A 21,749-nucleotide genomic window follows, 5' to 3' on the forward strand; every position below is an offset into this window, starting at 1 on the left:
AGTGGCTTTTTCGCTGGATAAACGCACTAATAGGCAACCTTTGGTTTTCATTTGGAAACAATCCATGAGCGAGATGGATGATCTGGCGGCCTTTGCCGTGCTGATCGACGCCGGCAGTTTTACCGTGGCTGCGGAGCGATTGGGCTGCAGCAAAGGGCAGTTATCCAAGCGCATCAGCCAACTGGAGGCGCGGTTCAGCGTGGTACTGCTGCACCGCACCACGCGCAAACTCAGCCTGACGGCAGCCGGTGCGGCGTTGCTGCCCCAGGCCCAGGTTCTGGTGGTACAGGTGGAGCGCGCCCGTCAGGCATTGGCCCGGCTCAAGGACGATCTGGTCGGAGCGGTACGTATGACCGTTCCGGTGTCGTTGGGCGAAACCTTCTTCGACGGCTTGCTGCTCGAATTTTCCAAGCACTACCCGCAGGTGCAGATCGAGTTGGAACTCAATAATAGCTATCGCGATCTGGCGCGGGACGGCTTCGACTTGGGGGTACGCTCAGGCGCGATTGAAAACGAGCGCCTGGTGGCCAAGCCATTGCTGGCCTGGCATGAGGTGACCTGCGCGAGCCCGGCCTACCTGGAGCAATACGGCGAACCTGGGACGCCGGCCGACCTGGCCGCCCACACCTGCCTGCTCAACAGCCACTACAGCGGCCGTGAAGAGTGGCTGTACCACCAGCAGCACGAGCTGTTGCGGGTGCGGGTCAGCGGCACCTTCGCCTCCAACCATTACAACCTGTTGAAAAAGGCGGCGTTGGTGGGCGCCGGTATCGCACGCCTGCCGTCCTACCTGTTGCCGACGGAATTGGCTGACGGCCGCTTGCGCTGGCTCCTGCGCGATTATCAGACGCGGAGCATGCCGATGTACCTGGTGCATCCCTATCAGGGCGGCCTGCCGCGTCGCACCCAGGTGTTGGCCGATTACCTGGTGGACTGGTTCAAGCGCAGCGGCGAGGCCTTGGATCGGCTTTAAGCGTAGCGACGCGCGATCAAGTGATCGATGGACAGTCGCCCCGGACCCTTCGCCACCAGTAGCAACAGCAGCGCAAGCCAGGTGCCGTGGGTCGGGTAGGCATCCGGGTAGACGAACAGCTGAATCACAAGCGTCATGCCGATCAGGGCCAAGGCCGAAAAGCGCGTGGCGAAGCCAACCAGGATCAGCACCGGGAAAAAGTGCTCGGCAAAGGCCGCCATGTGCGCTGCCACCTCCGGTGACAGCAAAGGCACGTGGTATTCGCTGCGAAATAGCGGCAATGTCGAAGCTGCCAGTTTCGGTTCACTCAGTTGGAAGGTGCCGCTGATGATATCCACCGCGAAACCTTCCACTTTGGTCTGCCCGGATTTCCAGAATACCGCGGCCATCGAAAACCGTGCGAGAAAGGCAATCAGGCTGTAAGGGATTTGCTCGAAGAGTGCGATGACCCGATTGACCAGGCCCGATGGACGAGTGTTCATGGCGATACCTTTTGTGCTGGATGCAGATGAGTGATGGCGTTGTGGCTGATCAGCAACGTCAGGCAGTGGTGCAGATCGAACTCGGCACTTGCTTCAAGCGCATGCTCCACGGCTTTTTCCAACGGACTGCCCTGGGCCAGGCTGTTGATAAACGTCACAGAGCCACTGTCGATGACGAACACCCTGACCTCCAGCCCCTGGCGCAATACCAGCGCAGCCTGGGCGTGCCAGGGGTTCAGGGTGGCCAGGGCACCTTCGGATTGATGCGCGGCCCATACCGCCACCACCGCGTAGGCAGAATTCAAGGTGGCAAGGGATGGATGCAGCTGCACGCGCAATTTTCCGACGTTTGTCTGGCCTTGCATGGCGTGAAGAATCGCCTGCTGGTCCAGCTGCTCGGTGTCCGCTGCGTGGTAGGCACGCACACGCAGCCGCTCCAGGCGTGCGATATCGGCCAGGTAGGGCACGCTGGTGGCAGGCTCGAAGTCTTGGATAAACGCTGGAAACGCACTGCCGTACTCGCTGATCAGCGGGCTGGCGGGAGGGCAAGCCTGTACGAACAGGCCGGCCATTGCGCGGAAAAATTCCTTGCCCACCAGTTGCAATGTCACGGGATAGGCCGCCGCCAGCGCGTCGATCAACGAACGGTGCACATTATTGCGATACACCGAAAATCGACTGTTCGGATCGGCTCCGTTGCGGCTGAACACGCCATCGGGGCAGGCCTGCTCAGGCGACAGTAAGGCTGCGGCAAAGTCGGCATAAAGGCTCATGGGGCCATCTGCGACAGATGCCACTCGGCCTGGTGCGCCTCGGCCAGCAATACGCTGAATGCCGGCACCTGGTTATCCCGTTCGATCAACGTTGGCAACGGACCGACTTGCGCCAGTACCTTTTCGTACAGTTGCCACACGGCGTTATCGATCGGAGCGCCGTGATCATCAATCAGCAGGCGATCACCGAGGCTGTCAGTGTCTTCGGCAAAACCGGCCAGATGAATCTCACCCACCCTGTGCAATGGCAGTGCGTCGAGGTAGGAAAGCGGATCGCGCTGATGATTGACGCAGGACACGTAGACGTTGTTCACGTCCAGCAGCAAACCGCAGCCGGTGCGACGGATGATTTCGCTGATGAAGTCGGTCTCGTCCAGGGTTGAACCCTCCAATTGCAGGTAGGTCGACGGGTTTTCCAGCAGCATTGGCCGCTTGAGGGTGCTCTGTACCTGATCAACGTGTTCGCACACCCGTTGCAGGGTGGCGTTGTCGTAGGCCAGGGGCAGCAGGTCATTGAGGAACACCGGGCCATGGCTCGACCAAGCCAAGTGTTCAGAGAAAGCGTGGGGTTGGTAGCGCTCGATCAACCTGGCCAACCGTGCCAGGTGCGCAGGGTCCGGCGGGCCTTCGCCGCCGATGGACAGGCCTACGCCATGCAACGACAGCGGGTATTGCTCGCGGATCAAGTTCAAATAATGATGAAACGGGCCGCCGGCCACCATGTAGTTTTCGGCGTGCACTTCAAAAAAACCGATGTCGGGCGAAGTTTCGAGCACTTCAGTGAAGTGCTCATGCTTGAGCCCCAGCCCGGCCCGGCGAGGGAGGCCGGGCGCCTGAGCCTGGGCGATGGCTCGCAAGGATGAAAGGGTCATCGTCAGTACTCAGGTTTCCCGTGGGTCAGGACTTGGCCGTGAAGGCCGCTTCCTGGCCGAAACCGGTCGGCGAGGTGGAGCTAGGCGTTTTGAGGCAGGTGCCGGCGGGGACGAGTTTCCAGGCATTGGCCTGGTCTTTGGTTTTCGAGGAGCCGGCGCAGGACGTGCCAGCGCCAGCGGCGCAGTCGTTCTTGCCGGCTTCGGCGACACCGAAGCATTTCTGCATGTCATCGGCAGCGTGGGCGGTGGTGGTCAGGGCGGACAGGCTCAGGGCGGAGCCGAGGGCCAGGACGAGAGTGGCGGCGGACAGTTTGGTGGTCATGGTGTGTCTCCAGTAGTGGCGGGCGTGTTTGCCTGCTTGGACCACTAGAGACGGCGGGGTGAACTTTGTTACACGTCTGCCGAAAATAATTTCGGGTTTCACCAATTATCAGGTTCGCACACAACAAATGTGGGGGCTGGCTTGCCTGCGATAGCATCACCTCGGTGTTACTGAAAACTCGAGGTGTCTGTATCGCAGGCAAGCCAGCTCCCACATTTTTGATTGGGTTCCTACAGCAACCGTTTCTTAACCGCCCAGGTAAGCCTCACGCACTTTCGGATCCGTCAGCAACTGCTCGCCGGTGCCCTGCATGACCACTCGGCCGTTTTCCAGCACATAGGCACGATCAGCGATCTTCAGCGCCTGGTTGGCATTCTGCTCCACCAGAAATACTGTCACACCGTCCTTGCGCAGCTGTTCGATGATGTCGAAGATCTGCTGGATGATGATCGGGGCCAAGCCCAGGGAAGGTTCGTCCAGCAGCAGCAGCTTGGGTTTGCTCATCAACGCGCGACCGATGGCGAGCATCTGCTGTTCGCCGCCGGACATGGTGCCGCCGCGTTGACTGAAGCGTTCCTTGAGGCGCGGGAACAGGTGCAGCACCTTGTCCATCTGCTCCTGATAGTCGCCCTTGTCGGTAAAAAAACCGCCCATGGCCAGGTTCTCCTCCACGGTCAGGCGCGAGAATACGCGACGGCCTTCCGGCACCACCGCGATGCTCTTGCGCATGATGTGCGACGACTGCTGGCCCACCAGTTCTTCACCCATGTAGCGGATGCTGCCACTGTGGGCCTGGGGCGAACCGCACAGGGTCATCAACAGGGTCGACTTGCCGGCGCCGTTGGCGCCGATCAGCGTGACGATTTCACCCTGGCGAACCTCCACGTTGACGCTGTGCAGCGCCTGGATCTTGCCGTAGAAAGTGGAAACGTTTTCGAATTGCAGCATTTTACGCTTCCCCCAGATAGGCTTTGATCACTTCGGGATTGTCACGGATCTGCTCCGGACTCCCGCTGGCCAAAGGCGTGCCCTGGTTGATCACGACAATGTGGTCGGAAATGCTCATGACCAGTTTCATGTCGTGTTCGATCAACAGCACGGTGGCGTTGTTTTCCTCGCGCAGCACGCTGATCAGCGCCTTGAGGTCTTCGGTTTCCCTGGGGTTCAGGCCGGCGGCCGGTTCGTCGAGCATAAGGATGCGCGGGCGGGTCATCATGCAGCGGGCGATTTCCAGGCGACGTTGCTGACCATAGGCCAAGGTGCCGGCCGGACGGTTGGCAAACTCGGTGAGGTTGACCTTGTCCAGCCAGTACTCGGCGTATTCCATGGCCTCGCGCTCGCTTTTGCGGAACGCCGGGGTCTTGAACAAGCCTGCGAAGAAGTTGGTGTTCAAGTGACGGTGCTGGGCGATCAACAGGTTCTCGACCGCCGTCATGTCCTTGAACAAGCGCACGTTCTGGAAGGTCCGCACCACGCCTTTGCGAGCAATTTCGTGACCGGCCAGGCCCTGGATCGGCTGGCCGTCCAACAGGATGCTGCCGCCGCTCGGCTTGTAGAAGCCGGTGAGGCAGTTGAACACCGTGGTCTTGCCGGCACCGTTGGGGCCGATGAGCGCCACGACCTGTTTCTCTTTAACGGTCAGGGCCACGCCATTGACCGCCAGCAAGCCGCCGAAGCGCATGCTCAAGTTTTCGACTTTCAGGATCTCGCGGCTCATTTGCGCAGCTCCATGTGTGGACGTTGCATGGGCAGCAGGCCTTGAGGGCGCCAGATCATCATCAGCACCATGAGGGCGCCGAACATCAACATGCGGTATTCACTGAACTCGCGCATCATTTCCGGCAGCAGGATCATCACGATCGCCGCCAGGATCACGCCCAGTTGCGAGCCCATGCCACCCAGTACCACGATGGCGAGGATGATCGCCGACTCGATAAAGGTGAATGACTCCGGCGTCACCAGCCCTTGGCGCGCGGCGAAGAAGCTGCCGGCGAAACCGGCGAACGCAGCACCCAGGGTAAAGGCGGAGAGCTTGATGATGGTCGGGTTCAGGCCCAGTGCGCGGCAGGCGATCTCATCTTCGCGCAGCGCTTCCCACGCGCGGCCGATCGGCATGCGCAGCAGGCGATTGATCACGAACAGTGCGGCCAGTGCCAGCAGCAGCGCCACCAGGTACAGGAACACCACTTTGCTTACAGGGTTATAGGCAATCCCGAAGTATTCGTGGAAGGTCTGCATGCCCTCTGCGGCGGTGCGGTCGAACGACAGCCCGAAGAACGTCGGCTTGGGGATGCTGCTGATACCGTTGGGGCCACCGGTGATATCGGTGAGGTTACGCAGGAACAGGCGGATGATTTCCCCAAAGCCCAGGGTCACGATCGCCAGGTAGTCGCCGCGCAGGCGCAGTACCGGGAAGCCCAGCAGGAAGCCGAACGTGGCCGCCGCCATGCCCGCCAGTGGCAGGCAGATCCAGAAGCTCCAGCCCAGGTAATGCGAGAGCAGCGCGTAGGTGTAGGCACCCACGGCATAAAAACCCACATAACCCAGGTCGAGCAGGCCGGCCAGGCCGACCACGATGTTCAGGCCCAGGCCCAGCAACACGTAGATCAGGATCAGGGTGGCGATATCGACTGCGCCGCGCGAGCCGAAGAACGGCCAGATCAGCGCGGCCACGATCAGGCCGATGATGATGTAGCGCTGGGTACGCGGCAGGGTCAGGAATTGGCTGACCTTAGGCGATACCAACGGGCGACGGTTGCCCTTGAACAAGGCCCCGACCTGCTGGGTGAACAGCACGCGCAGGAACATCAGCACCGAGCACAGGGCGATGATGGTCAGGGTCACGGGACCGGTGCCATGCACTTCCAGATTGATGCCGACAATGCTGAGCTTGAGGCCCAGTACCGGAAAGGCCACGGCCCATACCAGCAAGGCGCTGAAAAACGCCGATTTAAGATATCTGCTCATACTTTCTCAACCTCCGGACGGCCCAGGATGCCGGTCGGACGGAACAACAGCACCAGAACCAACAGGCCGAACGCCACGACGTCCTTGTACTGGTCGCCGAAGATATCGGCGCCAAAGGCCTCGGCAACACCCAGCACCAGGCCGCCGAGCATCGCGCCCGGAATGCTGCCGATGCCGCCCAATACCGCCGCAGTAAAGGCCTTGAGGCCCACCAGGAAACCGGCGTTGGGGTTGATCACGCCGTACTGCATGCTCAGCAATACCGCCGCGACGGCCGCCAGTGCGGCACCGATCACGAAGGTCAGGGCGATGATGTTGTTGGTGTTGATGCCCAGCAGGTTGGCCATCTTGATGTCTTCGGCGCAAGCCCGGCAGGCGCGCCCCAGACGGGAGCGGGAGATGAACAGGGTCAGGCCCAGCATGGCCACCAGGGTGACGACGAAGACCAGGATCTGCATGTAGGAAACCAGCACTTCCTGCGCGCCACCCGGGCCGAAGGAGAAACTCCCCGGGATCAGGTTGGGGATGGATTTGTCCTTGGAATCCTGGGACAGCAATACGGTGTTCTGCAGGAAAATCGACATGCCGATGGCGGAAATCAGCGGGATCAGGCGGTTGCTGCCACGCAAGGGGCGATAGGCAACGCGCTCGATACTGTAGCCATAGGCACTGGTCACGATGATCGACGCAAGGAACGCGGCGGTCATTAACAGCGGCAGGGAGTGGATCCCCATCATGGCCAACCCGGCAAGGGCGATAAAGGCCACATAGGAACCAATCATGTACACCTCGCCATGGGCGAAGTTGATCATTCCAATGATGCCGTAAACCATTGTGTAGCCAATGGCTATCAAGGCATAGGTGCTGCCAATGGTCAGGCCATTAACCAGCTGTTGGAAAAAATGATAGAGCTCAGGCATTACAGCGCTCCTAAAAACCCGATACGCATTTCACTGGTGGAGTCATTTCCGGCCCGTGCCCTGTTCTATGACCAGGTTGCACACAGCGTTTGCCAGCGAACCGCTGGTGACGGTTTTAAGATTTTCAGGTGAGCCAGCACCCGGATCGCGGGTGACAGGCCCATAAACCTCGTAAAACAAAGCCCACTGCTCTCACAGTGGGCTTGCAGGGCCAGTAACGCCTGGCTTACTGAGGGGATACTTCGGTTTTCGGTTTGCCGAAGTGCCATTCGTAAACCACGAATTTGAAGTCCTTCAGGTCGCCCTTGGCGTCGAAGCTCAGGTCGCCGGTTGGGGTCTTGAAGGTACCCGCGTGAATGGCTTCGGCCACTTTGGCGGTGTCTTCGCTTTTGGCGGCTTTGATGCCACCGGCGATGACTTCAATGGCCGAGTAGGCCGGGAATACGAACGGACCGGTTGGGTCCTGCTTGTTCTTGGCGAACGCTTCGACGATGGCTTTGTTGGCAGGGTCGGTGTCGAAGGATTTAGGCAGGGTTACCAGCAGGCCTTCGGAAGCGCCCTGGGCGATTTGCGAGATGGAATCGTTGCCGACACCCTCTGGGCCCATGAACTTGGCGTTCAGGCCTTTTTCCTTGGCTTGGCGCAGGATCAGGCCCAGCTCAGGGTGGTAGCCGCCGTAGTAGACGAAGTCGACATTGGCTTGCTTGAGTTTCTGGATGATCGAAGAGAAGTCCTTGTCACCGGCGTTGAGGCCTTCGAAGACGGCAACCTTGGTGCCTTTTTCTTCGAGGGTTTTCTTCACGGCGCTGGCGATGCCTTCACCGTATTGCTGCTTGTCGTGCAGGACGGCAACGATCTTCGGCTTCACGTGGTCGGCGATGTAGTTGCCGGCTGCTGGGCCTTGGGCGCTGTCCAGGCCGATGGTGCGGAAGATCAGCTTGTAGCCACGGGCGGTGATTTCCGGGCTGGTGGCGGCCGGGGTAATCATGATCACGCCTTCGTCTTCGTAGATATCGGACGCAGGCTGAGTGGAGCTCGAGCAGAGGTGGCCGACCACGAACTTGACGCCGTCGTTGACCACTTTGTTGGCAACGGCAACGGCTTGTTTAGGATCGCAGGCGTCGTCGTATTCCTTGGCCTCAAGCATCTTGCCGTCAACGCCGCCCTTGGCGTTGATGTCGGCGATGGCTTGCTTGGCACCCATGAATTGCATGTCGCCGTATTGCGTCACCGGGCCGGTCTTAGGGCCGGCGATGCCGATCTTGATGGTATCGGCGGCGAACGAATGGCCGGCAACCCCAGCCAGGACCATAGCGGCAAACAGTTTGGAAATCTGCTTAGTAGCCTTGTTCATAGTGCTCCACTCTTACTGTTGTATTTTTTATAGTTCTAGCGGCCTTGTGAGCTGCAGAACCGGATCGGATATCCCGGATATCCCCCCGGCAGTGCCCTGGCAACTGTACCGGTACAGTGTAGAGCGCCGGTTGATCGCTTGAAAAGCTGGCTGCTGGGGGCAACACCCAAGTGTGTCGCTTAAATGAAAGAAAAAGACAGAATTGCGGCGGGGTGATGCCAGAGTTCCAGGCAATCCTTGGCTTTGCTGACACTTTCTCTCGATGACTCAATTGCAACTGGGTTTTTCTACCTCGGCCGCGACGTTATGATTGCGCCGATTTTTTCCCAAGGTGAACTCCCATGACGCAAGAACCTAGCACCCTCTATGCCAAGCTGCTCGGTGAAACCGCCGAAATATCCTGGAAGGAGCTTGAGCCGTTCTTTGCCAAGGGTGCCCTATTGTGGGTCGACGCCCGACTGGATTTGATCGAGGCCGCCGAAGGAATGGCCGAAGACAAGCGTGACAAAGTCGCCGCCTGGCTGGCCTCGGGCAACTTGGCCGAAGTGTCTGCCACGCGGGCGCTGGACCTGGTGGAGCGCGATCCGAGCTTATGGGCGGTGGTGGTTTCGCCGTGGATACTGATCCAGGAAAGGGCAGTGCCTGCGCAGTAAGCCCCGAAACGGTGCGCGATGTTGCGCTTTGAAAGTGTGTAGCGGAGTAACCGCTGCGCCCGTGCTGGCATCTTGCCGTGAAGAAAGATCACAGCCGAGGATGACGCGCACGGCATGGGAACAGTTTTCGCTCCGCTCAAAATGCGGGAAAATTGTTTCTCTGTGTAAACAAAAGCCCGGCAATTTTCAGATCATAAGGGTAGGAAGGGCCCAAATCCGGTAAAGTTCGCCGCTTGTCATCCGGAGCTCGTCATGCCGTCAGCGCTGCCCCTCTCAGCAAAACCCTCGCACCAGTTGCTTTACCTTATCTACGGTCAACAAGAAGTTTACCGGCGCGAAGCCAAGTTCAGCATTCTCACCGCCCTGGCGCAGCTCAAGCCCGGCGAGTCGCTGTGCATCCGGGTCATGACTGACCGGCCTCAGGATTTCACCGGCTGGCCGGTGGAAACCCTGGCGCTGGACGAGCAGACCCTGACCCGGTGGCAGGGTGACAACGGTTATACCCACCGGCGCAAGGCCTGTGCGATTGCGCAGGGATTGAAGCTGGCGGACAAGACGCTGTTTGTCGATACCGACACATTGTTCCTCAAGTCCCCGCAGGGCGTATTCGAACTCATCGCGCCTGGCCAGTATGTGATGGACGAATTCGAATACGACTGGAGCTATGTCTGCAATCGCCCGGATTACCTCAAGCTGGGCACGCACCTGCGCGCCCATGGCGTGTCTGCGAGCAACAGCTTCAGGCTCTACAACAGCGGCCTGTGCGGTGTGTGTGACACGGATACGGCGCTGCTCGACACCTCGATCAGCCTGATCGACGCATGGACCGAGGGTTCGTTCGACATCCACACCATCGAGCAAGTCGCCATTTCCTTCGCGATGCATGGCAAGACGGTCCGCGAGTCCAGCAAGTGGGTCTATCACTATTACGCCGAGAAGCGCTTCTTCCACGCCATGCAGGCGCATTTTTTCAACCTTTATGGTGAAGCCTTCGGTCCCGAATTGGTCGCGCGTTGCCTGGACGTACCTCAGGTCAAGCCCACGCCTTCCGCCTGGCAGCGGCTGCTGATCAAATGGAAGCTGCGCAATCAGCGCAAACATCTGAAGAGGGTTGGCCGCGACTTGCTCTATGGCAGCGCGGCGCCTGAGAACCCTTATTACGATGTGTGTCGACAGGGCTGGTGGGAATCGGCCTCGCGTGAAATCCACAGATGGGATAAGGCTGAGCAGGAGGCGTTCTTCGGTACGCACGAGGCGGCGTGGCCCAAGCAGTTGCCCCGGCCTGCAAAGGCCGCCGACGAGCACGCCATCGTCGCCTACCTGCACCAACGACGGGCCCAATGAGGCCGCGACGGCGCCTGAGGGCGCCGTCGCATGGCTTCAGCCGGTCTTGCCAGTGTGGTTGTTCAGCGAAATAACCTTGGTTTTGCCAATGCGATGGCGGTAGATCTCACGCAGGTACTTGATCGCCTTCTTCACGCAGTCCCGTGACAGGCGAATATCGTTGATCGACACAAACTTGTCCTTGTCGTTGATCAGCTCGCGGTACTTCTTCTCATACATCGGCTTGATCGCGTACCAGTTGGTATCGAGGATCTTTGCCGGGTTCTCGAACTCATTGAGCAGTTCGTCGATGCGGTCTTCGTCGAAGTCCTCGTGGATGATGAAATCCAGGATCGAGTTGTCCAGCGTGTCGTCAAAGCGGTACGGGTTGCGCGCAAAGCAGCGTTTGATAAACGCCACGATCAAGGTGAGGAAGTCGTCCGACAGGCACGGGCTTTTCGCGATCAGGGTGGTCAGCGACAGGTTGGCCGAGGCGCCGATCACCAGGGCGTAGCGCTTGAGGGTGGTGTTGGGGAACAGGCTGTTGAGGTGAGTCTTGAGCCGGTTCAGGTCCATATAGGACAGCTTGTAGTCCTTGGGCAAGGACACGATGGACACCACCGACGAGCAGTTCTTGAAGAAGTGCAGGTCATGCAGCGCCGCTGCGTCGTAACCGGAGTTCTTGTACTGCTCCAGGGACGCCTTGTAGCGCTTGGACTCGATCGGCAGCAGGCTGATGCCTTCGATGGCCTGGGTGACCTTGTTGAAGTGCGGCAGGTCGATGGAACGGAAGAACAGGTCATCGATGTTCAGGCGCTGTGGTTCTTTTTCGAACACCTTGAATTTGTCGCTGGACGGTGCCGGCGTTTCGGGAACCACGGACTCGGCGTAGGCAATCGCCACCGGGCCGGCCAGGCTCATGAACAGGTCGTTGGCATCCAAGCGGATGGTTTCGCCGATGTCGATACCGGCGCGCCGGAAGTAGTTCTGGTCGTAGTCGGTGGTCACGGCCTGGGCGGTGAGGATGTTGAAGATCTGCTGGGAGATGTACTGGTTGGCGTGTTTTTCCATGGCATTGACGTCAATGTTCTGGATATTGCCGTCATCGCTTTCTTCGGCATAACGCATGATGTCGTTGGAGATCAGCATCATCGCGTTCCACGGGCGGATACGCCCTTTCACACTGGCTTCGCTGCTGTCTTCATTATCGAAGTTGTATGAGAAGTCCCATTCTTCCGAGAGGTATTTGCACAGCAGCCGTCCGGCGTTGATGTGCAGCGCTTCGGACATTTCGCTGCGGTGGTCGGAGATATTCGGCAGCACGCAGATGCCGCTGGTGAAGATCGGCTCGAATACAAAGGCGTGGCCGCTCTTGCTGTCGTGCTCGTCGGCGGGCTTGGTGTCGAACGTCTTGTTCATGTACGAATGCTGCTGCGCCAGGCCGAATTCGGAGGCCATGCCCGAGCCAGTACCGCCGCCGGCGCTGAAGATCGAGAAGTACAGGCGCGACTGGTTGGCCTTGATGCCGCAGGAGTCGATCAGGTACGAGTGGATCATCTTCCAGTCGGGGCTGGAAAAACGCTGGGTGTCTTTGTTGAGGATGATCTTGGCCAGGTACTGCCCCAGGATCGGCGCGTTACCGGCGCCGCCGGCATGGACTTCCGACAGGTCCATGATTTTCATCTTGCTGTAGTCGCGCAGGAAACCGCTTTTTTCGCCCTTGCGCGAGAAGCGGATGCGCCCGGCGATGTCTTTGTCCAGGTCGCCCAGCATCACCAGCGGTTCCACCAGGAACACCGGTTTGCTCGCCTTGCCGCTGCCCAGGCGCAAGTTGTTGCGTAGCCACTGGGCCGGGCTGTAGCCCTTGTCCGGCGACTTGTCTTCGTTGCTGAATTCGTTCAAGTAGAACTTGCGCGCGTTGTACACCAGTTCCGCCACGTCCAGCGCGATGTTCGACCCGCAGCGGCCCAGGCCGATCAGGCACACCGAGGGAAATTCCTGTTCGCTGCGCGGGTCGCTGTCATCTTCCAGATGGGGCGGGCGCGGGAACACCATGTCGCGCAGGCCGTCGAGGTTTTCGAGGATGCGGTCGGTATTGGTTTCGGTGAAGTACAGGTATTGCTGGGTGGCCAGCGGGCGGGCAGTGCTCAATGACTTTGAACCTGAGGGATTGTCCGCAGGCGCTGGGAGCAACACGTCGGATACCACGGTGGCAGAGCTATTTTTAGAGGTCATTGTGCGCCATGTGCCTGGGCGGATGGCTAAAGAAATCAAGGGGCCATCACGCAATGGGTGTTCGCGACTTTTCAGTGCGTCCTTGTCCTGGACGAGCGGGTTCACCCCCTGATGTGTTCAGGGAAACCCAGGCCGGACTCTGATGGATCGGCCGTTCGTCGGGGTTCTTTAGGCAAATGATGGCGAAATGCCAAAGTTTAGGCGTCAGCGAATTGGCCCTGCCATGGAGGTGGGGCTGTCGCGGCTCGGGGTGGGCTCTGATGCCGAGCTGGTGTCCTTTGCAGCCGACGCGCCAGGCAGGTTGCGCAAGTTGATACCCTGGATCACGCCGATGATATCGCTGGCCGCCACCGCCGGGCTCAGCAGGTAGCCCTGGACGAAATCACAGCCATGCTTGAGCAACAGCTCGAACTGCGCCTGGGTTTCCACGCCTTCGGTGACCACCTGCAAGTGCAGGGTGTGGGCCATGCCGATAATCGCCTGGACGATCTCGATATCGGCCATCGACTTGGGAATATCCTGGATAAACGAGCGGTCGATCTTCAAGGTATTGAGTGGCAGTCGTTTGAGGTAGGCGAGGGACGAGTAGCCGGTGCCAAAGTCGTCGATCGCCAGCGATACGCCCAGCGCGCGGATTTGCCGCAGCAGTGCCAGGGTGCTGCTGATGTTGCCCATCAGCGCATGTTCAGTCACTTCCAGTTCCAGGCGGGTGGCGGCAATGCCACTCAAGCGCAGCGCGTCTTCGATTTCGTCCGCCAGCTCATCGCGGGCCAGGTTCAGGGCCGAACAGTTCACCGACATGGTCAGTTCCGTGTAGCCACGGTCAGACAGCAGGCTCAGGTCATGACAGGCCTGGCGCAGCACCCAATGATCCAGCTCGGCGATCAGCCCGTTGCTTTCAGCGATGCCGAGAAACCGGTCCGGTCCCAGCAGCCCATGCTGGGGGTGTTGCCAGCGCACCAAGGCTTCCAGCCGCGTGACCTTGCCCTGCTTCATGTCGAAGATCGGCTGATAGAACAGCACCAGTTGATTGCGCGCGCGCAGGGCGCCGCGCAGTTCCTCTTCCAGTTGCAATTCCAGGGACGCGCGGGTTTTCAGGTTGGAGCTGAAGAAGTTCAGGCTGTTGCGCCCCATGTCCTTGGATTGGTACAGCGCCAGGTCGGCGGTTTTCAGCAGCTCCTCGCAGGTCAGGCCATCATCGGGGAACAGGCTGATGCCGATGCTGGTGGTCATCACCATGCGCCGTCCGGCCAGTTCGATGGGCTCTTTCATCTGCTGCATGATGCGCTGAGCCAGGTGCCGGGCTTCGTCGCGGTGGTGGATGCTGATCAAGATGCAGAACTCATCGCCGCCAAACCGCGCAACCACATCGGCGTGGCTGCGCACCGAGCCTTTGATATGCCCGGCCAAGACAGTGAGCAACTGGTCGCCGGCGTCATGCCCAAGGCTGTCGTTGATGCGTTTGAAGTGGTCGATATCAAGGAAGATCACCGCCATCATGCCGTGGGAGGCGGTTTTATCGGCGAGCTTCTCCGCGAAGATCTGGTTGAAGCCCCTGCGATTCAGCAGGCTGGTCAGGGCGTCGTAGTGGGCCACTTGCTGCAGTGAGGCGCGAGCCTGGTCGAGTTCGCTGAGCAGGGCATTAACCCGGCGCAAATCACGTTCCTTGTGTTGCAGCTTCTTGTCGGCCAAGGCGGCGCTGATGCTGCTGCCGATCACCAGCAGGGTGATGACGGCCACCGACAGGCCCAGTTGGATGGGGTTATTGCCCGCCGGCAACGACAGGTCCGCGCCGGTGGGAACGATCAGTTGCATCGCCGCCATGCCGGTAAAGTGCATGCTCAGTATGCCCGCGCCCAGCACCAGGCTGGCGGCGTATTTGAGCAGTTGATGGAACACGCCGGTACCGGTGCGCAAGTAGCTCGACAGCAACAAGGCCGCGAGGCTTGAGCCCATGGCGATACCCACCGAAGCCATGAACAGCCCCGGCTCAAAATACACCTGGGCCTGGGAACGCATGGCCGACATGCCCACGTAGTGCATCAAGGCGATGCCAAGCCCCATCCAGACCGACGCGAGCAAATACTGATGCAAGCGCAGGGTGGAATGACTGAGGGTCTGCATGGCGAACAACGAAGCGATCAGGGCGATCAGCAAGGACACGAACGTCATCACCAATTCGTAGTGGATCGCAATGGGCGCCTGGAAGGCCAGCATGCTGATGAAGTGGGTTGACCAGATTCCGCCCGCCAGGCAACCGGCGCCGAGCCAGCGCCAGTGGCGCCGCGCGGTGGGGTCCTCGACATGGCCGACGCGTTCAGCCATGTCCAGCGTACCGAAACCCGCCGCGCAGGCGACCAGATAGGCCAGTAGCACCAGGAACGGGTTATGACTGCAATTGAGCAATAAATGCCCGTGTTCTGGAAGCTCAGTAAAAAAATGCAGACCCAGCCATTCCATAGCATGCCCTGTCATAGCGTCACGTCACTGCCAGAGGCGATGACCTATGCGGTCGAGTATAGAAGCCTGGCGGAATTTTCCATCGCTAATGGCACTTTGCTTTGAATTATTTTGGCATCTACCGCATAGCGCCGGGTGCTAAGCGCTGATGGGCAGCTCCAGTTCGAAAGGGGCTTCCAGGGGCGCCAGGCCAAAGGCGGCGCGAGCAGCGTCACAATCGACATTCTGCACGCCCTGGCTCCAGGACGAATCAAACTCGCGGCAGACACTGGAGCGTTCTTCGTAAATCGTGCAACGGGTTGCTTGGCCCACTTCACCCTCGAGGCTGCAGCAGCGCGCGGGTTTCTGGTCGGTGCCGATCATGGCCACGCGGGTGTGGTTGATCTGCACCACCAGGTCGTCGGGCACCGTGCCCCCTGACGAGGCGCACTCACCCCAGAAGAAAGACACACGAAAGTATGAACAGCAGGCACCGCAATTCAGACACGGACTGGCTTCGGACATGGGCGTCATCGATTAGGAAGGTAAGTAGGGGGACTACGGGAAGGCTCGCCATTCTATCCGGGCCATGGCCGTTGGGAAGGGGGGCATGTACTTATATTTTCGTAGGCAAAGTGCCGCAGCGCCGGGTCAAATCATGCCCTATCAGCTTTACGAATCATTACAGACAAGCGCCCTTCGCCTGACTATGTTGCAGGTACCGGGCGGGATGCATCGGGCATCGCAGCTCTCATAACAATAAAAGAGACGGACCCATGCAGAACTCGACCCAAGCGGCGAATGCCTGGCGCATTCTGTTCCTGCTGTTCCTCGCCAACCTCTTCAACTTCTTCGACCGTACCATCCCGGCGATCATCATCGAGCCGATCCGCATGGAGTGGCACCTGAGCGACTTCCAGCTCGGCATCATCGGCACCGCCTTCACCATCGTCTACGCCATTGCCGGCCTGCCGCTCGGGCGGTTGGCCGACACCGGTTCGCGCAGCAAACTGATGGGCTGGGGCCTGTTCGCCTGGAGCGGGCTGACGGCGGTCAATGGCCTGGTCGGCAGTTTCTGGACGTTCCTGCTGGTGCGCATGGGCATCGGCATTGGCGAAGCCAGCTACGCGCCGGCCGCCAACTCGCTGATTGGCGATCTGTTTCCCGCCCATCGCCGTGCGCGTGCCATGGGGATTTTCATGCTGGGCCTGCCGTTGGGCCTGTTGCTGGCGTTCTTTACCATCGGCTGGATGGTCAAGGCGTTCGACAGCTGGCGCGCGCCGTTTTTCATCGCCGCCGTGCCGGGGATGATCCTTGCGGTGTTCATGTTCTATATCAAGGAGCCCAAGCGCGGCGCGGCGGAAACCGTGCAAGTCTCCCAGGAACGCGTCGACCGCCCGATTCGCCGCGTGCTGGCGGTACCGACCTTTTTGTGGCTGGTGCTGGCCGGGCTGTGCTTCAACTTCGCGACGTATGCCTGCAACTCGTTCCTTGTGCCGATGTTGCAGCGTTACTTCCTGATGCCATTGCAGGACGCTGCGGTCGCCACTGGCGTGATCGTCGGCCTCACCGGCCTGGTGGGCCTGACACTGGGTGGCTGGATCGCCGACAAGATCCACCAGCGTGTCGCCAATGGCCGGCTGTTGTTTGCAGCGTTCAGCCTGATCATTTCCACCGTGACCACTGGCTGGGCGCTGCACGCCGGGCGCATTGAGATCGGGGTGTTTGTGGCGCTGTTCAGTGTGGGCTGGTTGTTTGCTTATAACTTCTATACCTGCGTGTACACGGCGATCCAGGATGTGGTCGAGCCGCGCTTGCGGGCGACCGCAATGGCGCTGTTCTTTGCCGGGTTGTACCTGCTGGGCGGTGGGATGGGGCCGATCGTCGTGGGAGGTCTTTCCGATCATTTTGCACACTCGGCGATGTACGCGGCAGGGGCCGAGCAGATGACCGAGGCTTACAAGGCGGTGGGTCTGCACGACGCCATGTACCTGATTCCGGTGGCGTTGTTCCTCACCATGCTGTTCTTGTTCCAGGCCTCGCGCAGTTTTGTGCGCGATGCCAAGCGGATGAAAGACGGGTTGGTGGCGGTAGAGGTGCCGGTGCGGGCGGTCACCGCTTGAGACCGGGTAGACCCCTTCGCGAGCAAGCCCGCACACATTTAAATGCATTCCCCCTGTGGGAACCGGGCTTGCTCGCGACCTACACATCTTTGTAGTGAGCGGGCTTGTCCCGCGCTGGGTGGCGAAGCCGCCCCAATAAAGACACCGCGCAGTTTCAGGCAAACCCAATTCGCCTGGTTTGGGGCCGCTTCGCCGCCCAGCGCGGGACAAGCCCGCTCACTACAGGGAGATTTTTCAGCCTTTAAAAATTGTGTAGATAGCTATGCCGCGATGAGGCCCGTGAAGCCTATAAAAAAGGCCCGCATCGCGCGGGCCTTCTTGTTCAGCAGGGCAGGGCGGCGATCAACCCGCCACTAACACCCGGATCGCTTCCAGTCGCAGGGCGGCCTTATCCAGCATGGCCAACCCTTGCTCGCGCTGGTTGCGCAGGGCGACCAGCTCGCTGTCGCGCACGGTCGGGTTGACCGCTTGCAACGCGGTCAGGCGCGCCAGTTCTTCGTCGGTATCCGCAGCCAGGCGACGCTTGGCCTCGGCCACGCGCTCGGCGTGGCGCGGGGTGATCTTTTCTTCGCCGGCGTTGATCCGTGGCGTCAGCTGGTCACGCTGAGCCTGGATGAACTTGTTGGCGCTGGCCCGTGGCACGCTTTCCAGCTGGTCGTTCAAGGTTTCGAACGACACGCGGCCCGACAGGTCGTTGCCGTTGGTATCCAGCAGGCAGCGCAGCGCGGCCGGCGGCAGGTAGCGGCCCAGTTGCAGCGAACGCGGTGCAACCACTTCGCTGACGTAGAGCAGTTCCAGCAACACGGTGCCCGGCTTGAGCGCCTTGTTCTTGATCAACGCCACGGCGGTGTTGCCCATCGAGCCGGACAGCACCAGGTCCATGCCACCCTGCACCATCGGGTGCTCCCAGGTGATGAACTGCATGTCTTCGCGCGACAGCGCCTGGTTTCGGTCGTAGGTGATGGTCACGCCTTCGTCGTCGCCCAGGGGGAAGCTGGCGTCGAGCATTTTCTCGCTGGGCTTGAGGATCAGTGCGTTTTCCGAATGGTCTTCGCTGTCGATGCCGAACGCGTCGAACAGGGTTTCCATGTAGATCGGCAAGGCGAACTGGTCGTCCTGCTCAAGAATATCCTCGACCAACGCATCGCCTTCGCCCGCGCCGCCGGAATTGAGTTCCAGCAGGCGGTCGCGACCGGTGTGCAGCTCCTGCTCCAGACGCTCGCGCTCGGCACGGGCCTCGTCGATCAGGGCTTGCCATTCGCCGTCGTCGGCGTTTTCCAGCAGCGGCAGCAGGCGTGGGCCGAACTGGTGCTGCAAGGCGTTGCCGGTCGGGCAGGTATTGAGGAAGGCGTTCAGCGCTTCGTGGTACCACTGGAACAGACGCTCTTGCGGGCTGGTTTCCAGATACGGCACGTGCAGTTCGATCACATGCTTCTGGCCGATCCGGTCCAGGCGGCCGATGCGCTGTTCCAGCAGATCGGGGTGGGACGGCAGGTCGAACAGCACCAGGTGGTGGGAGAACTGGAAGTTGCGACCCTCGCTGCCGATTTCCGAGCAGATCAGCACCTGGGCGCCGAATTCTTCATCAGCGAAGTAGGCGGCGGCGCGGTCACGCTCAAGGATGTTCATGCCCTCGTGGAACACCGTGGCCGGAATGCCGGAGCGCACGCGCAGGGCGTCTTCCAGGTCCATGGCGGTTTCGGCATGGGCGCAGATCACCAGGACTTTGGTGCGCTTGAGCATCTTCAACTGGTCGATCAGCCATTCGACCCGTGGGTCGAAGCGCCACCAGCGGTTCTCTTCTTCGATATCCGGCTGTGACTGGAAGCTGACTTCCGGGTACAGCTCAGCGTGCTCGCCCAGCGGCAATTCCAGGTATTCGTCCGGGTTCGGCAGCGGGTAGGCGTGCAGCTTGCGCTCGGGGAAGCCTTGCACGGCGGCGCGGGTATTGCGGAACAGCACGCGGCCGGTGCCGTGGCGGTCGAGCAACTCGCGCACCAGGCGTGCGCTGGCTTCGGTGTCGCCATCGTTGACGGCGGTGAGCAGCGCTTCACCTTCATTGCCGAGGAAACCCTGGATGGTCTTGTGCGCGGCGGGCGACAAGCGGCCCTTGTCCAACAGCTCCTGCACGGCTTCGGCCACCGGGCGATAGTTCTCGCTTTCGGCGCGGAAGGCCTTGAGGTCGTGGAAGCGGTTCGGGTCCAGCAGGCGCAGACGTGCGAAGTGGCTGTCCTGGCCCAGTTGTTCCGGAGTGGCGGTGAGCAGCAGTACGCCCGGGATCACTTCGGCCAGTTGCTCGACCAGCGAATACTGCGCGCTGGCTTTGTCTTCATGCCACACCAGATGGTGGGCTTCGTCGACGACCAACAGGTCCCAACCGGCGGCAAACAGCGCGTCCTGAGCCTTCTCGTCGTCCACCAGCCATTCCAGCGCAACCAAGGCGAGCTGGGTGTCTTCGAACGGGTTGGTGGCATCGCTCTCGATAAAACGTTCTTCGTCGAACAGCGCAACCTGCAGGTTGAAACGGCGGCGCATTTCCACCAGCCACTGGTGCTGCAGGTTTTCCGGAACCAGGATCAGCACGCGGTTGGCGCGGCCCGACAGCAGTTGGCGATGGATCACCAGGCCGGCTTCGATGGTCTTGCCCAGGCCCACTTCGTCGGCCAGCAGAACCCGTGGCGCGATACGGTCAGCGACTTCACGGGCGATGTGCAGTTGGTGCGCGATGGGTTGCGCACGTACGCCGCCCAGGCCCCACAATGCGGACTGCAGTTGGCGGCTGGTGTGTTCCAGGGTGTGGTAGCGCAGCGAGAACCAGGCCAGCGGGTCGATCTGCCCGGCGAACAGGCGGTCGCTGGCCAGGCGGAACTGGATGAAGTTGGAGAGTTGGGTTTCCGGCAGGGTGACCTGTTCGTTCTGCCCATTGAGGCCGTGGTAGACCAGCAGGCCGTCGACGTCGTCGACTTCCTGTACGGTCATTTTCCAACCTTCGAAATGAGTGATGCTGTCGCCCGGCGAAAACCTCACGCGGGTGAGGGGCGCATTCCGTAGCGCATACTGGCGAGTGTCGCCAGTGGCCGGATAGAGCACGGTCAACAAGCGGCCGTCCTGTGCCAGAACGGTGCCTAACCCCAGCTCCGCTTCGCTGTCACTAATCCAGCGTTGCCCCGGTTGATACTGCTGCGCCATGCTGCCTGACTCCCGCCGTGAAAAAGCCGACTATGTTAACGGAACAAGGCCCCACCCCCAAGGACTCTGACAAAAACTACTGCCTCTGGGGAGCGTATCCATCGCCGGATCGACGGGTGGCGGGCACTTGCGAGTGTCGACTGGGTCACAGCTTGGCAAGCCTGCGCTCAAGTCGCCCTGGCATCCGCCGACAGCCTGTTGATCAGGAGAATAACCATTATGCTGCCACCCATGCTGCCCGTCAGCGTTGTGCCGGTCACGTCACAGCTCGATCCGGTGCGCCAAAAGCCGGATATCCCGCCGGTGGTGCCCGTTCAGCCGGGCTCCAACGAAAGCACCATCGACCTGAAAAAAGGTGATGCCGAGACATCGACTTTTTTACTGCGCGAAGAACAGCGGCGCCAGCAGGAACAGCACAGACGCCAGCGTGAAGCCGACGAAGACCCGGAGGCGCATCTGGCCATTCCGGGGGATGTGCTCAATGCCGACAACACCGTTCCGGTTATCCCCTTGATCGAAGATGCGCCGCGTCAGGGTTTGTGGGTAGACGTCGAAGTTTAGTCGCACACAACGCCCTCACCTGCCTTTTGTCGCTCGCTGATTTGCCGTTGAACGGAGCAGGCCGCATTATTGGGCTATCTCCTCCACGACGTAAGCCAAGCCATGAGTGAAGACGACAAGCTGATCGACCTGAATGCCGAGCGCGCCAAGCGCGTGCATGAGCTCAATGACAAGCGCCTGAATGAAGTACGCCAGGCGTTTGAGCAGGCGATGCCGCTGGGCAAAGTGAAGAAGAAATCGAAGAGCAAGCCAAAAAAGCGTTGAAACAACCTGCATCCCTTGATGCAGGTCAGTTATTTCCCTTCTTTTCGCCCCGTCGTGGGCGACATTGACCCCGGTCAATTTTCCAATCCGCCTTCTCCATTAACTTAGCCCTATCGCAACAGGGCAAGTGCAGGAGGCCGGTCATGTTCATCGATAATGTGGTGTTTGCCGGGGTGCTGACTGTAAGCCTCATGGTGTTGTTTTTTGTTGGGTTTGGAATTTTTATCTGGAAAGACGCGAACAAGCGTAAAAAACCTTAGGTTTTTCCAGGTTATACGGGCACGCAAGGCATTTTGGGC

At 60.2% G+C, this 21,749-nt stretch carries 20 protein-coding genes; 7 read left to right on the forward strand and 13 right to left on the reverse strand.

Annotated elements, in window-relative coordinates; genetic code table 11:
• Nucleotides 1-64: 64 nt before the first annotated feature.
• Nucleotides 65-973: a LysR family transcriptional regulator gene (locus KVG91_RS16855; protein ID WP_169375641.1), complete on the forward strand. Its 909-nt coding sequence runs from the start codon at nucleotides 65-67 to the stop codon at nucleotides 971-973.
• Here KVG91_RS16855 and KVG91_RS16860 read toward each other — a convergent pair.
• From KVG91_RS16860 to KVG91_RS16900, 9 genes are all read right to left on the reverse strand, one after another.
• Nucleotides 970-1,455: a DoxX family protein gene (locus KVG91_RS16860; RefSeq protein WP_169375642.1), complete on the reverse strand. Its 486-nt coding sequence runs from the start codon at nucleotides 1,453-1,455 to the stop codon at nucleotides 970-972. The genes KVG91_RS16855 and KVG91_RS16860 overlap by 4 nt on opposite strands.
• Nucleotides 1,452-2,228 carry an HvfC/BufC N-terminal domain-containing protein gene (locus KVG91_RS16865; RefSeq protein WP_169375643.1) on the reverse strand — a complete coding sequence of 259 codons (777 nt, stop codon included), beginning with the start codon at nucleotides 2,226-2,228 and terminating at the stop codon, nucleotides 1,452-1,454. The genes KVG91_RS16860 and KVG91_RS16865 overlap by 4 nt, the downstream gene beginning before the upstream one ends.
• Nucleotides 2,225-3,100 carry an MNIO family bufferin maturase gene (bufB, locus tag KVG91_RS16870; protein ID WP_169375644.1) on the reverse strand — a complete coding sequence of 292 codons (876 nt, stop codon included), beginning with the start codon at nucleotides 3,098-3,100 and terminating at the stop codon, nucleotides 2,225-2,227. Before bufB ends, KVG91_RS16865 begins: the two co-directional genes overlap by 4 nt.
• A gap of 25 nt (nucleotides 3,101-3,125) precedes the next feature.
• Nucleotides 3,126-3,422 carry a BufA1 family periplasmic bufferin-type metallophore gene (locus tag KVG91_RS16875; protein WP_169375645.1) on the reverse strand — a complete coding sequence of 99 codons (297 nt, stop codon included), beginning with the start codon at nucleotides 3,420-3,422 and terminating at the stop codon, nucleotides 3,126-3,128.
• A gap of 246 nt (nucleotides 3,423-3,668) precedes the next feature.
• Nucleotides 3,669-4,370 carry an ABC transporter ATP-binding protein gene (locus tag KVG91_RS16880; RefSeq protein ID WP_017844798.1) on the reverse strand — a complete coding sequence of 234 codons (702 nt, stop codon included), beginning with the start codon at nucleotides 4,368-4,370 and terminating at the stop codon, nucleotides 3,669-3,671.
• 1 nt (nucleotide 4,371) lies between these two features.
• Nucleotides 4,372-5,139 carry a high-affinity branched-chain amino acid ABC transporter ATP-binding protein LivG gene (gene livG, locus KVG91_RS16885; protein ID WP_169375646.1) on the reverse strand — a complete coding sequence of 256 codons (768 nt, stop codon included), beginning with the start codon at nucleotides 5,137-5,139 and terminating at the stop codon, nucleotides 4,372-4,374.
• Nucleotides 5,136-6,389, reverse strand: coding sequence for a high-affinity branched-chain amino acid ABC transporter permease LivM (locus tag KVG91_RS16890; protein WP_169375647.1), 1,254 nt, complete (start codon nucleotides 6,387-6,389; stop codon nucleotides 5,136-5,138). The genes livG and KVG91_RS16890 overlap by 4 nt, the downstream gene beginning before the upstream one ends.
• Nucleotides 6,386-7,309 carry a high-affinity branched-chain amino acid ABC transporter permease LivH gene (gene livH, locus KVG91_RS16895; RefSeq protein ID WP_076950084.1) on the reverse strand — a complete coding sequence of 308 codons (924 nt, stop codon included), beginning with the start codon at nucleotides 7,307-7,309 and terminating at the stop codon, nucleotides 6,386-6,388. Before livH ends, KVG91_RS16890 begins: the two co-directional genes overlap by 4 nt.
• Before the next feature lie 226 nt (nucleotides 7,310-7,535).
• Nucleotides 7,536-8,663 carry a branched-chain amino acid ABC transporter substrate-binding protein gene (locus tag KVG91_RS16900; RefSeq protein ID WP_169375648.1) on the reverse strand — a complete coding sequence of 376 codons (1,128 nt, stop codon included), beginning with the start codon at nucleotides 8,661-8,663 and terminating at the stop codon, nucleotides 7,536-7,538.
• 341 nt (nucleotides 8,664-9,004) lie between these two features.
• On the opposite strand from KVG91_RS16900, the gene KVG91_RS16905 reads away from it, so the two are divergent.
• Together KVG91_RS16905 and KVG91_RS16910 are read left to right on the forward strand one after the other, a co-directional pair.
• Nucleotides 9,005-9,316 carry a DUF2288 domain-containing protein gene (locus tag KVG91_RS16905; protein ID WP_169375649.1) on the forward strand — a complete coding sequence of 104 codons (312 nt, stop codon included), beginning with the start codon at nucleotides 9,005-9,007 and terminating at the stop codon, nucleotides 9,314-9,316.
• A gap of 252 nt (nucleotides 9,317-9,568) precedes the next feature.
• Nucleotides 9,569-10,660 carry a hypothetical protein gene (locus tag KVG91_RS16910; protein ID WP_169375650.1) on the forward strand — a complete coding sequence of 364 codons (1,092 nt, stop codon included), beginning with the start codon at nucleotides 9,569-9,571 and terminating at the stop codon, nucleotides 10,658-10,660.
• A gap of 36 nt (nucleotides 10,661-10,696) precedes the next feature.
• Here KVG91_RS16910 and KVG91_RS16915 read toward each other — a convergent pair whose 3' ends face one another.
• The 3 genes from KVG91_RS16915 to KVG91_RS16925 all read right to left on the reverse strand — a co-directional run bounded on the left by KVG91_RS16915 (nucleotide 10,697) and on the right by KVG91_RS16925 (nucleotide 15,838).
• Complete coding sequence (locus tag KVG91_RS16915; RefSeq protein WP_169375651.1) at nucleotides 10,697-12,874, reverse strand: hypothetical protein; 2,178 nt, start codon at nucleotides 12,872-12,874, stop codon at nucleotides 10,697-10,699.
• 204 nt (nucleotides 12,875-13,078) lie between these two features.
• On the reverse strand, nucleotides 13,079-15,334 hold the full coding sequence (locus tag KVG91_RS16920) for a putative bifunctional diguanylate cyclase/phosphodiesterase (protein ID WP_169375652.1): 2,256 nt from the start codon (nucleotides 15,332-15,334) through the stop codon (nucleotides 13,079-13,081).
• 138 nt (nucleotides 15,335-15,472) lie between these two features.
• Nucleotides 15,473-15,838, reverse strand: coding sequence for a YkgJ family cysteine cluster protein (locus tag KVG91_RS16925; RefSeq protein WP_169375653.1), 366 nt, complete (start codon nucleotides 15,836-15,838; stop codon nucleotides 15,473-15,475).
• A 251-nt stretch (nucleotides 15,839-16,089) separates the two neighbouring features.
• On the opposite strand from KVG91_RS16925, the gene KVG91_RS16930 reads away from it, so the two are divergent.
• A complete protein-coding gene (locus KVG91_RS16930) occupies nucleotides 16,090-17,436 on the forward strand; it encodes a spinster family MFS transporter (protein WP_169375654.1) in 1,347 nt (448 codons plus the stop codon).
• 342 nt (nucleotides 17,437-17,778) lie between these two features.
• On the opposite strand, the gene rapA is transcribed toward KVG91_RS16930, so the two are convergent.
• The gene (rapA, locus tag KVG91_RS16935) at nucleotides 17,779-20,625 is read right to left on the reverse strand and encodes an RNA polymerase-associated protein RapA (protein ID WP_169378657.1); all 2,847 of its coding nucleotides are present in this window, start codon (nucleotides 20,623-20,625) and stop codon (nucleotides 17,779-17,781) included.
• Nucleotides 20,626-20,844: 219 nt separating this feature from the next.
• Between rapA and KVG91_RS16940 the strand changes: the two genes are divergently transcribed.
• From KVG91_RS16940 to ccoM, 3 genes are all read left to right on the forward strand, one after another.
• A complete protein-coding gene (locus KVG91_RS16940) occupies nucleotides 20,845-21,186 on the forward strand; it encodes an aspartate-semialdehyde dehydrogenase (protein ID WP_169378656.1) in 342 nt (113 codons plus the stop codon).
• A 102-nt stretch (nucleotides 21,187-21,288) separates the two neighbouring features.
• Nucleotides 21,289-21,450: a hypothetical protein gene (locus tag KVG91_RS16945; RefSeq protein ID WP_169378655.1), complete on the forward strand. Its 162-nt coding sequence runs from the start codon at nucleotides 21,289-21,291 to the stop codon at nucleotides 21,448-21,450.
• Nucleotides 21,451-21,593: 143 nt separating this feature from the next.
• Nucleotides 21,594-21,710, forward strand: a complete 117-nt coding sequence (gene ccoM / locus KVG91_RS27895) for a cytochrome c oxidase subunit CcoM (protein ID WP_003172387.1) — start codon at nucleotides 21,594-21,596, stop codon at nucleotides 21,708-21,710.
• The last annotated feature ends 39 nt before the right edge of the window (nucleotides 21,711-21,749 follow it).

Source organism: Pseudomonas azadiae, assembly GCF_019145355.1.
In the GTDB taxonomy this organism is placed as follows: Bacteria; Pseudomonadota; Gammaproteobacteria; order Pseudomonadales; family Pseudomonadaceae; genus Aquipseudomonas; species Aquipseudomonas azadiae.